This window comes from Sphingobacterium sp. NPDC055431 (assembly GCF_053644255.1).
In genome coordinates this window covers 22,524-38,335 of the sequence record NZ_JBSHLH010000026.1, presented here as the reverse complement: position 1 = coordinate 38,335, position 15,812 = coordinate 22,524, and the positions used below count along the sequence as shown (strand labels likewise).

Genomic DNA, 15,812 nt, shown 5'->3' with positions numbered 1-15,812 from the left:
ATGCAAAAACCCATTAGTGAACAATCCAAACGCTATGTAATCCATGCCTCCTCGTGGATTATTTGTGTTTTATATTTCCTTATTGTTTATGGACTTTTGCTTTGGTCAAACATTGCCAAGGTCACTGCTGCTTACGATGCAGTCATTGGCGCCTTGACCATGACCGGAATCTCCTATCTGATCTATAGTACCCTCCAGTTCTATCTTCCGAACAACAAGAACTATTGGAAGCTTTTTTCCATGGCCGCAATCTTCTCAGCCATCAGTGTTCTCATCATCCGCATTTTGATTATTCAGCTTTCCCCCGATGAAAACCTGGTCTATTTAGATTTTAGCCTTCCGTTTCGCTTTGTGATCAACTTCTTGATCATCACTTGCGTCATGACCATCAATATCTTCTGGAATATCCAGGAAGAACTCGTATTCAACAAAAGACGAAAAGACGAAAGTGAGCGCATGGTTCGCGATGCCGAGCTCTACAATTTAAGACAGCAACTGCAACCCCACTTTCTATTCAATAGCTTAAATTCCATTATTGCCTTAATCGGCAGCAAACCTACGGAAGCCCGGAACATGGTCTTCCAACTTTCAGACTTCCTTCGTGGTACCATGAGAAAGGATGAAAAACAGTTTACCACCGTAGAAGAAGAAATAAATCATTTAAGCTTATATTTGGATATTGAAAAAGTAAGGTTCGGACATCGACTGAGTACCGAATTTGATTATGATGAAAGCGTTCTCAATGGCAAGATCCCTGTAATGATCCTGCAGCCATTGGTAGAAAACGCCATTAAATTCGGCCTTTACAATGTGACAGACCAAGTAACCATTAGAACCAGTATCCATTTAGAAAACAATATGTTGACCATCCAAATCAGCAATCCCTTCGAACAGGATCAACCTGAACAGAAAAAAGGAACTGGCTTTGGCTTGACCAGCATTCAGCGAAGACTGTACCTCCTTTTTGGCAGGACTGACCTATTGGAAACAGCTGTCGATGGAAATACATTTATATCCACCCTAAGAATCCCTCAACTATGATAAAGACAATCCTTATAGACGACGAACCATTGGCAAGAAGCATGGTCCTGGAATATTTAAAAGAACACCCAGATTTTGAAGTATTGGCCGAATGCAATGATGGATTTGAAGGTGTAAAGGCTATACAGCAATTCCAACCTGATTTGGTGTTCCTGGACATTCAAATGCCTAAATTGACCGGATTCGAAATGCTGGAACTATTGGACAACCAGCCCCATGTCATTTTTACGACTGCTTTTGATGAATATGCACTCAAGGCCTTTGAAAAAAACGCCGTGGACTATCTGTTGAAACCAATTCGACCTGATCGCTTTCAAAAGGCTATTGACAAATTCAAGGCCTCTTTCAATAGCCATCAAGCCCCAAAAATAGACTCTGCCAAGCTCCAAGAATCCATGGAAGAGGATACTTCCTTGGAACGAATCGTGGTTAAAACGGGTAACCAAATCAAGATTATCCCAGTCCAACAGATCAATTTCCTGGAAGCCTATGATGATTATGTGAAAATCCATACCCCTGACGGCATGTTCTTAAAGAACAAGACCATGAGCTCCTTTGAGAAACAACTGGATGCTAAACAATATGTCAGGGTTCACCGTTCCTTTATCGTAAAAGTCGATCAACTCCAAAAGATAGAACCCATGGAAAAGGACAGCTATATTGCCACCCTCCTAACTGGTGAAAAGGTCAATATCAGCAAGTCTGGCTATGCAAGATTAAAGCAAGTTATAGGTTTATAATTTGTTTTGTATTTTTGGGCATGAGAATTAAAGCGATCAACCTCCTCATTATCCTAGTTTTATCTTGTTTGGGCACTGTGAATGCCCAGACGGTTGACGAGAATAACAACAGAGCCGTATTCAATAGAATTGAATTTTTCTTCAATTCCCAGCAAGTTGACTCCATCTACAATCTTGCAAGCGATGATTTTAAACAACACATCAGCAAGGAAAAGATGGCTGAATTACTGGATAATCTTTTTATCCTAGGACGCATCGAGAATGTGACTAAAACAGGGTTTAGCAGAGGATTGGCAACCTATAAAGTGGAATTGCAACAGGAAACCCTGACCATGCAACTTGCCATTGACTCCAACATGAGGTACAATACCTTTTTAATAAAACCTTATTCCCCTGATGAGGCACCAAAAAAGGAAGAAATCCTTTCCAATGTAGAAGCTAAAAGTCCTTTGGATCAATACATCGACTCGGTAGCCCGCAATTATGCGAAAAATGGAAATGCGCATTCCCTTGCGGTTGCTGTCATTCATCAAAACAAGATCAATACATTTTTCTATGGTGAAACCACTCCGGGAAACAACACGCTTCCTGATGCCAATACCTTATATGAAATCGGTTCGGTAACCAAAACTTTTACGGCTACCTTATTGGCAGAGATGGTCAATAAAGGAACTATTTCCCTGGAAGATAGCATTGCGAAATTTCTGCCAGACTCCGTAGCTCAAAATCCTGATGTGCAAAAAATCACGTTCAAGATGTTGGCAAACCATACCTCAGGCCTACCTAGGCTTGCAGACAACTGGAATAAGGTCCCAAAATTCTCCAGCAGTGATCCCTATGCTGCATACGATAAAAAAGCACTGTATGCATTCCTAAAAGGCTTCAAATCCAAAGAAGAGGCAGGAACGGTCTACGAATACAGCAATTTAGGCTATGGCTTATTGGGCGAGCTCTTATCGACCATTTCGAAAAAGCCATATATGACCATGGTCAAGGAAATGATCTTGACCCCCTTAGAAATGACAAACAGCACGGATAAATTGAACCCGAAGGAAAAAAACATCGCTCCACCATTTGATGGAGAAGGCCAACAGGTTCCTTTCTGGAACTTCCAGGCTATAACCGCAGCAGGCTCCCTGAAATCAAGTGTAAACGACCTTCTACGATATACCATTGCACAATTGACCTACCCGGAAACTGATGTTCAAAAAGCCATGAACCTGACCAAACAGTTCACCTTCTTCGTACCACCTAATAGTGACATCGGTCTGGCTTGGCACATGAACATGTTGGATGGCGTTATTTACTACCACCATACTGGAGCAACAGCTGGTTCAAATGCATTTGTAGGTTTTGTACCCGATGAAAAATCGGTGGTGATTATGCTTTCCAACTCAAGCAATGAATTGGGAAAGGTAGGCACAGCTTTATTGGAAAAAGTACTTTCTACGAAATAACCTTGCTGAGTATTAGCTTTAAAACTTAGATTCACCATGCCAATCGCCAAAATTAACTGGCGTTAGATAAAATAAAAATAAAGGGAGATTTCCAGTGGAAACCTCCCTTTTTCATTGTTTAGTTCTCTTATTAATTTACATTCCAATTTCAAGATCCATCCTGGGATAAAAATTTACATTGGAGATAAAATGAAGAAAAAAACCAATCGCTTTTTCATCTTTAACCTTATCCGGAACCTCCTAAGAAAGAAAATAAACTAGTTTTCCTTCAGGGACGCTACTAAACTCAATTACTCGAATGAAAAGGAATATACGGGTTTAATAAATGTGTGCAACACTAAACTTCTGCGATCAAGTCTACCTCGAGCATATATCCATGACGTAATTCAGCAACCGGAACAACTGTCCGGGCAGGCTTATGTTTACCAATAAAATCGGCAAACAGAGCATTGAATTGGGGGCAATATTTCACATCACAGACATAGGCTGTAACCTTGACAATCTTCGACATACTGCTCGAAGAAGCTAATAGAATATTCTCAATGTTCTGAAATACAACAGTAAATTGACTTTCGAAATCATCTTGTTCGTGATGTTTTCCATCTGCCGATATGGGCAACTGACCCGACACAAACAGAAAATGATTTGATACTATGGCTGTACTATAATGTCCATTTGGTTTTGGCAGTCGGTTTCCCTGTAATATTTTCATGTTAAACAATTGATTTTATTCGCTTGTTACAAAATAAACCTATGCTTAAAATTTAAAATAGAACGATATTAGCGTCAGCTCTTCTGTAACTCCTTAGGCAAGAATCCAATCATTTGACGAAAGTACCTCGTAAAATGGCTTTGATCCGAGAAACCACACAAAAAAGCTATCTCTGTTAGCGAATAACCGCTAAAATGCATCAATTCAACTGCTCGAATAATCCTAATTTTCCGCTGGTACAGGAGTACAGTACTACCTGCATATTTTTCGAAATATTTCGATATTGTTACTTTATGAACCGCACACAGATTGGATAACTCTTCCAGAGTGATGTGTTTATTCCAATGTTCTTTGATATAATCCTTGGCAATATTTACCCAGTTCGGAAATTGGCTCAGCACCAATTGCTTCTGAGGTCCTAAATCAAGTGACATAATCAAAGTTTCTACCGCCATAAAAGATTCCTTATCGCGATAAGCTAATTCCTTATAAATGTTAATCATAAATAAATGTATACTTCAACCCCAATTGTAATTTCTTGGCCATTACAATATTTTATTATCGACTGGCTGATATTCGCAAAGACTAAAGAATTTTGAAAATGTTTAATGCGGCTTGAAAATATATTTTCCACTTATACGAACCTTGAGTTAAATTACCCCCAAAGAAATAAATACCATTCATTTCCAGCAATTTATCGCCCCGTAAAATTCAAATATCATCAATTGTTTGTTCAAAAATGTTTCTAAAATTTGATTTCAGCTTTCTTTTAGGTCTTCACATTCGCACAATTCGTTGCCTGCATCTATGTTATCTCCAAAACCAAGATCCTTTTTGTTAGAATTTACTATCTACTACCAATCAAGAACAGTTTTTTCCTTAAAAACTTTCAATATGTAAATATATGAAAACAATTAAATAAGTAATATCACTTTATTTTATTAGGAAAATTTTAGAAATATAAAGTAAAATATAGGAAATATAAGGTTTTTAATGCTCTAGTCCTGTTTTTGAAGGTACGGAAGTAGCGTTTCTACACGGTTTTCACCGTCAAATTGTTTGATTATTTGTAGAGATTCGGCCTCATAGATATAGGTCGAAGGAAAATTTTTGGGATTAAAACTTAAAATAAATTCGCCTTCAGGATCGTAGAGGAATTTGACACGCTTGTCATTTCGCAAACCTTTTGCAAACATATTGATATACCCATCCACCAATGGTTTTTCCTGCATGGATATAAAGTAGAAATCTACATCATCCCGAATCGTACCCAAGGACTCGGCAATGCCCTGACCAAGCTCTTGGCAATGCCCACAGCCAGGATCAAACAGGATAAATACCTGGGTATGCTTACGGTTTAATGAGTCAGAAGTAAACTTCGCCCCCGTATTCATATCACTAAACTTGGAAAATGAAGGCATCCTCTCCGGAACCTGCCCTACCGACAAGCCAACGGTTGCAAAAACAGCCAATAGGACTAAGATAATATTCTTCATAACCTGATAATTTGAGCTTAATGTCCCTAAATCTAACAAAAAATACCCCAATATGGAGGTCAAACCGCCCTTTATTGGAAAAAATCAGCTATATTTGTGAAAAATTAAAGTTAAATTTTCAAACGATAACACACTGTGAAAAAGCGTATTGCTATCTTTGCTTCTGGTTCTGGATCGAATGCTCAAAAGATCATGGAGCATTTTAAATACTCTGACAGCGCCGAAGTTGCCTTAGTCCTAAGTAACAACCCAGATGCATATGTTTTACAACGTGCAGATAATTTCGAAATCCCTACGCATGTTTTTGATAAGCACGACTTCTACCAAACAGATGAAATCGTTGACTTGTTAAAAAGACTTGAAATTGATTTAGTAGTATTAGCTGGATTCCTGTGGTTAGTTCCTGAAAACCTTTTAAAAAGCTTTCCAAACAAAATTATCAATATACATCCTGCCCTATTGCCAAAATTTGGCGGAAAAGGCATGTATGGGGATAAAGTGCATAAAGCAGTATTGGCAGCCGGTGAAGACGAACACGGAATTACCATTCACTTTGTAAATGAAAATTTCGATGAAGGAGAGATCATTCATCAGGCACGCTTCCGGGTAGAACCAGGAGATACTTTGGAAATACTAAAGTTCAATGGCCAACAACTTGAACACGCCCATTACCCTAAAGTGATCGAGAACCTGTTGAAAAAATACAACTAAGGATTACTAAGCTTAGATTCATAAAATATAATATAGGAGCTACCTTAGGAACAGCTCCTTTTTCATTATCTTCAAGACCTGATCCAGCATTCCATTAAACTCAAAATTTCCTAGGATACAACTTGACCTCATTCGAGACACATTCCGAATTTTCCGAATGTGTCTCGAATGAGGTCAAACTGAAACCCAAAGATTTCCTATCAAATAACTCTTATTTTACTTAGGATATTATTGCTCCTAGTCTAATCAAAATCTCGGAAGAGGAAGGTACCGAATTCCACTAAATAATCTCTCCAATTAGACCAAGTATGACCACCCTTGGATTCATGGTAAATATAATCCAATTTTATCCCATCCAACTTCTTCCTAAAATCAGCTCCAGTGTCATAAAGAAAATCATCTTCTCCCATACCTATCCAATATATTTCGTAATCATTTTCCTTTTGTTTCAGCAGATTTTCATCAAACTTATCATAGACCTCTCTTTTTATCTTATCATTGATTCTATAGGCAGCGGAAAACAAACCTACGTATCCAAATGTATTCGGATAGAAACTGGATATAAACATAGCATGGGATCCGCCCATGGACAGACCAGCTATTGCACGGTTTTTCTTATTCTTAATGACCCTATAATTCGACTCCACGAAGTTAATGACTTCATCAAAATTGGATTCCATATCTCCAGAACCTACATCGGGCGTAAAAAACTCGATATTATACTCTCCCTTTTCTGAAAAACCAGGGGCCGCTGAATTGCTGGTATGGCCATTAGGCATCACCACGATCATCGGCACTACCTTACCTTCATCAATCAAGTTGTCCATGATCTGCGCGACCCGACCGAGGGTTGGCCATGCATCTTCATCCCCTCCCATTCCATGTAATAAATACAGCACTGGAAATTTCTCCTTGGAAGATTCATAACCTGGCGGGGTATAAACGGTCATTCTACGTTCGGATTTATTGATCCGAGAGGGATACCACTGCTTGATCATGGAACCATGAGGCACGGACATGGTCTTATAATAATCTGCATTCCCATCATTGGTTATGAAGTAATTGAATACACTACCCACGTCCCTCACCTGGTACACATTCAAAGGATCATTTATTCGCACGCCATCAACAATAAAATTATAGAGAAATAGGTCTGACCCTAAACTATCCTGTTTAACCGACCATAGCCCAGAAGCATCCTTTTTCATAGCAACCCTAGGCAGTTCTTGCGGCTTTTGAACCATCCAATTTCCCGTCAAATAAACAGTTTTTGCGTCAGGTGCAACCAAATTAAAGGTTACCGTATTGTCTGCTGCAACGATAGGGGAACTGACTTTGGTCTCTTTAGCGCCAATGTTTTCCTGAGCAATTCCGCCCAAACCGATGAGGACGAGGGACAAGGTCATTAGAAATATAAGGTGATTTTTCATGGTCAATTTTTTGTTTTAGAATTGGATAATCCAATATACTAATAATTTAAAACTGTTTAGCCGAGGCATTTTAATTAAGTGATAAAATTCAAGAAAATTATATTTTAAATAATTATCTTTGCGGCTCCAAACAAAACGCAATGAATCATCCTGTTAAGATTAAAAATGCATTGGTTTCAGTTTATTATAAAGATAACCTTGCACCTCTAATTCAACTACTAAACAAATTCGGAGTTACTTTTTATTCCACTGGCGGTACTGAGTCCTTTATCCGTGATTTAGATATCCCAGTAGAACGTGTTGAAGATTTAACCGGTTACCCTTCCATTTTAGGTGGCCGTGTAAAAACGCTTCACCCGAAAGTATTCGGTGGAATTTTGTCTCGCCGTCCGTTGGCAGACGACAAAAAACAATTAGAGGAATACGAAATCCCAGAGATCGATTTAGTAATCGTAGATCTTTACCCATTTGAAGAAACTGTAGCTTCTGGTGCTTCAGAGCAAGATATTATCGAGAAGATTGACATCGGAGGTATTTCATTGATCCGTGCTGCGGCAAAAAACTTCAATGATGTGGTCATTATTTCTTCGAAAAACGACTATACCGAACTGGAAGAAATCTTAGCGGCACAAGAAGGTGCAACTTCTCTTGAACAACGTAAATCATTCGCTAAACGCGCATTCAATACTTCTTCGCATTACGATACTGCTATCTTCAATTACTTCAATCAAGAAGAGCCTCTAGACGTATTCAAACAATCGGAACAAAATGCACAAGTTCTTCGTTACGGAGAGAATCCACACCAAAAAGGTGTTTTCTATGGTAACCTTGACGCTATGTTCGATAAATTGAACGGTAAAGAGCTTTCATACAACAACCTGGTTGACGTAGATGCTGCTGTAGCCATTATCGATGAATTCAACGAACCTACTTTCGCTATCCTTAAGCATACCAATGCTTGTGGAGTAGCTTCAAGACCTACTATCAAGGCAGCTTGGGAAGCAGCATTAGCTTGTGACCCTGTTTCAGCTTTCGGTGGCGTATTGATTACCAATGGCGAAGTGGATAAAGCAACCGCGGAAGAAATCAACAACCTATTCTTTGAAGTTTTGATCGCTCCTTCCTATACTGAAGAGGCATTACAGATCTTGACTGCTAAGAAAAACAGAATTATCCTTCGCCGCAAAGAGGTTAAATTACCTACGCAGCAATTCAAAACTCTATTGAACGGAGTAATCCAACAAGATAAGGACAATACCGTAGAAGGTCCTGAACAGATGACTGCTGTAACGGAGGTAAAACCTAGTGAAGAACAGTTGAAAGATCTATACTTTGCAAATAAGATTGTTAAACACACCAAGTCGAACACTATTGTATTCGCTAAAGATGGTACCTTGATCGCTTCAGGAGTTGGTCAAACGTCACGTGTGGATGCATTGAAGCAAGCGATCGAAAAAGCACAATCTTTCGGTTTTGAAATCAAGGGCAGCGTTATGGCATCGGATGCATTCTTCCCATTCCCTGACTGTGTTGAAATTGCTGGAGAAGCTGGTGTAACAGCAGTTTTGCAACCAGGCGGATCAATCAAAGATCAATTGTCAATTGATATGGCCAACGAAAAAGGAGTTGCTATGGTAACGACTGGCGTTCGTCACTTCAAACATTAATAAAAAAATTAAGCTCAGGCTGATACAAAAGCCCTTCGTAATTCATACGAAGGGCTTTTTTGTTGCTGCATATCCTTGGAATTATTTTTGTACTTCCATAGGCAGACTATTAAAAAATTATATGAAACAACTAGCAATATGTTCACTGGCAGCGGTCCTAGCTTTATCCGCTTGCCAAGGAAATAAAAATTCAGGGAATACACTTTCAGATAGCAGTTTGGTAGCAAATACGGATGGGAATGACAGTTCAGTGGCAGCAAGCACGGATTCGACATTGCTGGTCCGAGAAAACTTTGAAAGGATCAATGCTATCAAAGATTGGGATAAAATAGACTCTGCACAAGTACATGAGTCAACTGAAGGCGGTGTGGCCACATATTACTTCAAGAACAACAAATTAGAACTTATAAAGGCGAGGAACTATGGTGAAGGTGGTTATTCCTTGCAGGACATGTACCTGAAGGATGATAAGCTGTCTTTCGTATTTGAGCAGCAGTACAATTACAATACACATATCATAGACCCGAAATTTGACATGGACAAAACCAAAAAGGCGGGCGAGGTACGGTATTATTTCATGAACGATAAATTGTTCAATCTCATTGCAACCGATAAGGAAAATGAAAAATACCTGAAGGAAGATCCAAGGACAGATACACTCATGTTGCATTTGTTCAATCAATTAATCAAGGTCAAGGACAATGGTTACGACCCGAAAGGGATCTCGGAATAAGGTTTTTAAGGTATTTACAGGTCTCAGGAAGCTTCTGTCAACTATGATTATCGGGCATTAAAAGGAAGATGTCGAATTGCAAACCTCTCTAAACGAAAATTTTTCGCTATAATCGGGAGGTTTGCTTATTTTTGCAGCAAGATGTCAGATTTAAAATACAACCAACGAGGTGTATCCGCAGGGAAAGAGGATGTACACAACGCAATCAAAAACATTGACAAGGGATTATTCCCGAAAGCTTTCTGTAAGATTGTTCCAGATATTCTAGCAGCTGATGAGCAATATTGCAACATTATGCATGCAGACGGTGCCGGAACAAAATCTTCCTTAGCCTATGTTTATTGGAAAGAAACCGGAGATGCATCCGTTTGGCGTGGCATTGCGCAAGATGCCATTATCATGAACTTGGACGACCTATTATGCGTTGGGGCTATTGACAATATTATTCTTTCATCGACCATCGGCAGAAACAAGAACCTGATTCCAGGTGAAGTGATTGCCGAAATCATCAATGGTACCGAGGAAATCCTTGCTGAATTACGTGAATTGGGTATCGGCATCTACTCTACAGGTGGAGAAACAGCTGATGTAGGCGATTTGGTGAGGACTATCATCGTAGATAGCACCGTGACCTGCCGCATGAAGCGTGAAGATGTTATTTCTAATCATAAGATCAAAGGTGGCAATGTGGTTGTCGGTTTAGCATCTTATGGAAAGGCTACTTACGAAAAAGAATATAACGGTGGTATGGGATCTAATGGTCTGACATCAGCCCGCCATGACGTGTTCAGTAAGTACATTGCCGAGAAATATCCTGAAAGTTTTGATCCTGCTGTTCCTTATGACTTAGTCTTTGCTGGAGGTAAGGCATTGACTGACATGGTTAAAACTGAAACAGGAGAAGAAGTAAGTGCCGGAAAATTAGTACTTTCGCCTACGCGCACTTATGCACCGGTGATCAAACAGATCTTGGACAAATACCGTAGCCAGATTGATGGTATGGTACATTGTTCAGGAGGTGCTCAGACAAAGGTGCTGCATTTCGTAGACGATGTTCATGTTATCAAGGACAATCTTTTTCCAATTCCGCCACTGTTTGAATTGATCCAGAAAGAATCCAACACCGATTGGCAAGAAATGTATAAAGTATTCAATATGGGTCACCGTATGGAACTTTATGTTCCTGAGGAAATCGCTGCTGATATCATCAAGATCTCTGAATCTTTTGGTATCCCTGCCCAGATTATTGGTCGTGTGGAAGCTGCAGACAAGAAAAAAGTGACCATCCGTTCACCTTTTGGAGAATTTGTATACGAATAGACTAGGCAGTGAGAGGTAAAAAAACCATTGGCAGAACAGAAACCATTGACCTACCGGAACTAGGTCTATACAATATTCACGCAAAGACGGATACCGGCGCTGAAACCTCTGTTCTACATTGCGAAGAAATGGAAGTGGTAAAAAAAGCTGGCCACCTTTACATTACCGCCTATATCAGGCCAAACGAAGACAGTGAAAAAACCCTGAAACTGACTTTCCCTGTACACAGAGAAAGGACAGTAAAAAGTTCTTTTGGACAATCGGAGATACGCTATATCTTTTTGACCAAGATTCGTATGTTTAACGAGCTATATGATATCAAATTGTCCTTTCGAAATCGATCCGCCATGTCCTACCCCATGCTATTGGGACGTAATTTTATTACGGGGAAATTCTTGGTCGATGTATCTAAAAAAAACTTAGCAACAAACATCATATAAAACTCATAACATCGTTATCTGTTTAACAAATAAAGAATTGTGAAAATAGCTGTATTATCGACTAATAGGTCATTATATTCTACCCGTAGACTGGTAGAATCCGCCATAAATAGAGGTCACGAATGCGAAGTGATCGACCATAGCAAATGCTATGTAGGCATACAACAAGCAAAACCATCCATTCATTATAAAGGTCAAGATATTGCAGAGGTTGACGCTGTCATCCCTAGAATTGGTTCTTCAGTAACCTTCTATGGATCGGCAATTGTCCGCCAGTTTGAGGTCATGGGTGTCATTTCAGCCAACCCGTCCCAAGCGATCACTCGCTCAAGGGACAAACTGCGCTGCATGCAGATCCTTTCAGGTGCTGGCCTTGGTTTACCGATCACGGGTTTCGCCAGGACAGCCTCAAATGTGGACGACCTGATCTCCATGGTTGGAGGTGCTCCATTGGTCATCAAATTATTGGAAGGGACGCAAGGGATCGGAGTTGTATTAGCCGAAACTAAAAAAGCTGCCTCATCAGTAATTGAAGCTTTCTACGGACTCGGAAACAATATCTTGATCCAAGAATATATCAAAGAAGCTAAAGGTACCGATATCCGTGCTTTCGTAGTAGACGGCAAGGTTGTAGGTGCCATGAAAAGAACGGCCAAAGAAGGCGAATTCCGCTCGAACCTACACCGTGGTGGTACCGCTGAAGTTGTTAAATTAACCAGGACAGAAAGGGAAACTGCTATTGCAGCTGCCCGTGCTATGGGATTGACCGTGGCGGGTGTGGATTTGCTACCTTCAGCACGTGGACCATTGATCTTAGAGGTAAACTCCTCCCCTGGCCTCGAAGGAATCGAACAGGCAACCGGAAAGGATATCGCCGGAGAGATCATTAAATATCTGGAAAGACAGTATGAAGCCAAACAATTGGCTAAACCGATTACGACCAGAAGGAAAATCAAAAAGGAAAGTAATCTTTAGACATAAGACAAGAGACATAAGACAATAGACCTATGTCTTTTGAACCAGGATTAATGGGATAAGAGGATGGACCAAGATCGAGGTATGAACCAGGATTAAAGGGATATGAGGATTGGCCAAGATTGAGGGGGATATTGCACAATAAATGCATTATCCTTCTTGGGGGATTATCGCATACGCCCGCAACATTAACCAAAAATTACAAACCCCTATAACGCATATTAAACTCTCCTATTCTAACTATTCAAGGGATGGGGTCCATAGTTTTCCGGGGATGGATTTTCTGATTCAGATGATGGCTCCGAATTGGATGTTTCATTTTCACCTAAGTAGTAATATCTATCTTTTTGATAAGGTACCGTAAAGGTTCGTTTAACTCTTTTTGAAACCACCAGATAAATAGACCAAGCCATGACTATGAGAATTGTCCAGAGGTCTCCAGGACTCATAAAGCCCCAGACCAAGCCATCTGGATAAATAAGGGAAAATGAGAAATTTGATAAGATCATGATGACCAACCCTCCAATATTCACGATAAAATAGGTCTGTGGAAAGATATCTCTTCGTTGAAAAAACAATATACAGGAATAGATATTAGAAGCTAAATATACAGCATAAAAAGCCAGGTAAAACATTAAATAGAGCAGTAAATAAGTATAGGCATTCCCTGCATTTTCAAGCATTGCCCATAGCGAATTACTGATTGGAGAAAAATTGACGAAGAACAACCCTAGCAAGACAAAGTTCGCAACAACGAGCTTGATTGCCAGAATGATTAACCAACCGCCAATTTCTCTCTGTTCATACTCATGATATAGATTGATTAATCCAGTTGGTTTTGTTTTCACCAATTTCTTCAACAAAAAGTAAATTGTACCAGCAAGGATGACAATAAACATCAAAAGTGCCCCAAAATTTATCTTGACAAATTGAATGGCACCCGTTGAGCCAATCACAAGCTCATCATTATTATCCACAAAATAGGAATAACTCAATCCATCGTCCATGACCTTGAAATCATCCACGTATTGCTGAACCTCGTCCATGGGAACAAAAGAATCGTTACTGCGAAAGGTAATTGAAACCATGAGGGTATCCTTATCGAAAGACTGGGATCTTGAATACCAATAAGCTTGCCGATCAAGCACCTTTTCTTCACGTTGGAAAAAGCCTAAGGGTTTATTGTTCTTGTTGACAATCTTGATTTCATGATTCACATTCATAGGAAAGTTCAATGAAATTGGTTCCAGTGTGCCATCTTCTACGTTTGGCAAACGATCATAAATGTATTTAGAATATGCTGGCGCTGCATTTTGTGAGTCCTCTTGCAGGAAATAATCTTCCAAGAGGTATTCTTCTTTAATAGTCAAGATATTGTTGGCTAGATCATCATTTATGTCCAATGGGCTGATATTTTTAGCCTTTCTATAAATTTTTTGGAAATAGTCCTCATATTCTCGTTGCAACTGGTTCTTTGCGGAGCTTTTCAGTAATGTGCGCATACGCTCTGCCTCATGATCATAATAGGTACTTGTGACCTTAAGATTGGCTTTACCATCATCCAAGATCTGAATGACATCAACAATTTTCACAAAATAGGCATTGTTAGGTATCGGTTTTCTTACTTCGGAAAGCTTAGTTCCATTTTCAAGGAATAGGACTTTACCGTAATAGGGAAAATATCGATTCAGAATGTATCCTCCTTGATCACTGATCGTTGGATCGACAGCAATCATTTTACCGTCCAGCACTGCTGCCAATACCATGTGGTTAAACGCAAATGGGTTCGGCTGTACTTTATCCAATTCCTTGTCCTGATAGGTATTAGCTAAGATCAAAGAAGACCCTATCCCCTTGCTCTTGAGCATGGATGCCAATAACAGCGATTTATCCTTACAATCCCCATATCGTTGGTTATAAACCACTTCAGGAAGATGAGCACGATGGGAATGTTCGCCCAATTCAATTCCCATATAACGGATGGAGTTCTGAACGAAGTCCAGGCTTTTCTCAAAATATTTCAGACTATCTCCTCCAGCCTCCTGCCAAAGTTTTTGCACCTCCTTATCCAAAGCTGAGCCGGTTTTAATATTAGGGATCGGATTGATCCTCTTCGCCCAATCTGCAACTTGCCTCCAAGTAGAGAATTCAGAAACCTCAACACGAGGGGTATTATCAAACCAGCTGGGTGTATACAATCCCGTTTCTTCGGACGCATTCATGGGCTGCTCCCAATAATAATAGGTTAAATTCCCATTGATTTGCTTTTTCTCGACTGCTGCACCTTTTTGTTTTCGGATATTTAGTATACGACCTTCAGGAACGATATAAACTAGGTGTAACAGACCATTTGGTTCGGTACCTTCTAAATAATAGGTGTTCGCAAATTTCCCTTCAAATACGGGGTTAAAACCGACTAAGGAATAAGAAAACACAATCTTATCATCTTTCCTGACATCATCCAAAACAGCAACTGCGGAATAAATACCATTGTATATCATTCTCGAAAGTTCAGTCTCGACGGCTACAGTCTTGAATTTAGAAAGATCCAAGCGATTTAATACTTTACCATCTCTAATAACATTAAGTTCATGGATAACCAATTTCTGGTACGTGGGATCAAAGCTGACGCTCGCCTGCCCCGCATTTTCGGCTCCTGCTGCCTCGCTAACGACTTTGATGGTCCTGTTGAAATGGGTCTGGTTCTGCAGATTATATTGGTTTTCGATCAATTCAAAATAATAGCCCATACTGATATCATTCAAATCGATGGATTGGGGCTTCATTTGGCTTGCTCTCAACCAAGTGGGTAGATTGGCCTTGCTGATGCTTACTGCCGATTGGGCACATAAAACAGTGCTGCAAACCAGTAGTAGGAGAACGGTTAAAAAAATTGGTTTTCTCATGTGTTAATAATCAGTAAACGAAGATACTGATTATTCAAGCTGCTTCATCCGGTAAACAAAAATTATTAACAACTGACAAACAGCCACTTAAACAGCTATAATTATCAATAAGCGTTAGAATCATAATAAAATAAAAAAGGAAACCAGTACCGGTTTCCTCAATCTATAAACTTAATTAACCTTG

Annotated in this window: 14 protein-coding genes; 9 read left to right on the top strand and 5 right to left on the bottom strand. The window is 39.7% G+C overall.

What is annotated here, in order from left to right; translation table 11 throughout:
• Genes ACWIB3_RS17250 through ACWIB3_RS17240 form a run of 3 tightly spaced genes read left to right on the top strand, consistent with a single transcriptional unit; the run spans position 1 to position 3,238 of the window.
• On the top strand, positions 1 to 1,041 hold the full coding sequence (locus ACWIB3_RS17250) for a sensor histidine kinase (protein WP_185210438.1): 1,041 nt from the start codon (positions 1 to 3) through the stop codon (positions 1,039 to 1,041).
• Positions 1,038 to 1,781: a LytR/AlgR family response regulator transcription factor gene (locus tag ACWIB3_RS17245; protein ID WP_185210439.1), complete on the top strand. Its 744-nt coding sequence runs from the start codon at positions 1,038 to 1,040 to the stop codon at positions 1,779 to 1,781. Before ACWIB3_RS17250 ends, ACWIB3_RS17245 begins: the two co-directional genes overlap by 4 nt.
• Positions 1,782 to 1,801: 20 nt before the next feature.
• Positions 1,802 to 3,238, top strand: a complete 1,437-nt coding sequence (locus ACWIB3_RS17240; RefSeq protein ID WP_185210440.1) for a serine hydrolase — start codon at positions 1,802 to 1,804, stop codon at positions 3,236 to 3,238.
• A gap of 337 nt (positions 3,239 to 3,575) precedes the next feature.
• Here ACWIB3_RS17240 and ACWIB3_RS17235 read toward each other — a convergent pair whose 3' ends face one another.
• The 3 genes from ACWIB3_RS17235 to ACWIB3_RS17225 form a co-directional block, all read right to left on the bottom strand.
• Positions 3,576 to 3,950 (bottom strand): RidA family protein, encoded by a 375-nt coding sequence (locus ACWIB3_RS17235; protein WP_185218191.1) that lies wholly within the window; start codon positions 3,948 to 3,950, stop codon positions 3,576 to 3,578.
• A 74-nt stretch (positions 3,951 to 4,024) separates the two neighbouring features.
• Entirely contained in the window at positions 4,025 to 4,453 is a 429-nt protein-coding gene (locus ACWIB3_RS17230) for a helix-turn-helix transcriptional regulator (protein WP_454292227.1), read from the bottom strand.
• Between the two features lie 495 nt (positions 4,454 to 4,948).
• Positions 4,949 to 5,446, bottom strand: coding sequence for a TlpA family protein disulfide reductase (locus ACWIB3_RS17225; protein ID WP_454292226.1), 498 nt, complete (start codon positions 5,444 to 5,446; stop codon positions 4,949 to 4,951).
• Between the two features lie 135 nt (positions 5,447 to 5,581).
• Here ACWIB3_RS17225 and purN point away from each other — a divergent pair, with 135 nt between their 5' ends.
• Positions 5,582 to 6,157, top strand: a complete 576-nt coding sequence (purN, locus tag ACWIB3_RS17220; protein WP_185210444.1) for a phosphoribosylglycinamide formyltransferase — start codon at positions 5,582 to 5,584, stop codon at positions 6,155 to 6,157.
• 242 nt (positions 6,158 to 6,399) lie between these two features.
• Here the strand turns inward: purN and ACWIB3_RS17215 are convergent, their stop codons facing one another.
• Positions 6,400 to 7,587: an esterase gene (locus tag ACWIB3_RS17215; RefSeq protein ID WP_185218194.1), complete on the bottom strand. Its 1,188-nt coding sequence runs from the start codon at positions 7,585 to 7,587 to the stop codon at positions 6,400 to 6,402.
• Positions 7,588 to 7,727: 140 nt separating this feature from the next.
• Between ACWIB3_RS17215 and purH the strand changes: the two genes are divergently transcribed.
• The 5 genes from purH to rimK all read left to right on the top strand — a co-directional run bounded on the left by purH (position 7,728) and on the right by rimK (position 12,722).
• Complete coding sequence (gene purH / locus ACWIB3_RS17210) at positions 7,728 to 9,254, top strand: bifunctional phosphoribosylaminoimidazolecarboxamide formyltransferase/IMP cyclohydrolase (RefSeq protein ID WP_185210460.1); 1,527 nt, start codon at positions 7,728 to 7,730, stop codon at positions 9,252 to 9,254.
• Positions 9,255 to 9,375: 121 nt separating this feature from the next.
• Positions 9,376 to 9,987 (top strand): hypothetical protein, encoded by a 612-nt coding sequence (locus tag ACWIB3_RS17205; RefSeq protein ID WP_185210461.1) that lies wholly within the window; start codon positions 9,376 to 9,378, stop codon positions 9,985 to 9,987.
• A 141-nt stretch (positions 9,988 to 10,128) separates the two neighbouring features.
• Entirely contained in the window at positions 10,129 to 11,307 is a 1,179-nt protein-coding gene (locus ACWIB3_RS17200) for an AIR synthase related protein (RefSeq protein ID WP_185210462.1), read from the top strand.
• Between the two features lie 8 nt (positions 11,308 to 11,315).
• Positions 11,316 to 11,747, top strand: a complete 432-nt coding sequence (locus ACWIB3_RS17195) for an ATP-dependent zinc protease family protein (protein WP_185218196.1) — start codon at positions 11,316 to 11,318, stop codon at positions 11,745 to 11,747.
• A gap of 39 nt (positions 11,748 to 11,786) precedes the next feature.
• Entirely contained in the window at positions 11,787 to 12,722 is a 936-nt protein-coding gene (rimK, locus tag ACWIB3_RS17190) for a 30S ribosomal protein S6--L-glutamate ligase (RefSeq protein WP_185210464.1), read from the top strand.
• 236 nt (positions 12,723 to 12,958) lie between these two features.
• On the opposite strand, the gene ACWIB3_RS17185 is transcribed toward rimK, so the two are convergent.
• Positions 12,959 to 15,628 carry a DUF3857 domain-containing protein gene (locus ACWIB3_RS17185; RefSeq protein WP_454292225.1) on the bottom strand — a complete coding sequence of 890 codons (2,670 nt, stop codon included), beginning with the start codon at positions 15,626 to 15,628 and terminating at the stop codon, positions 12,959 to 12,961.
• Positions 15,629 to 15,812 lie beyond the last annotated feature (184 nt).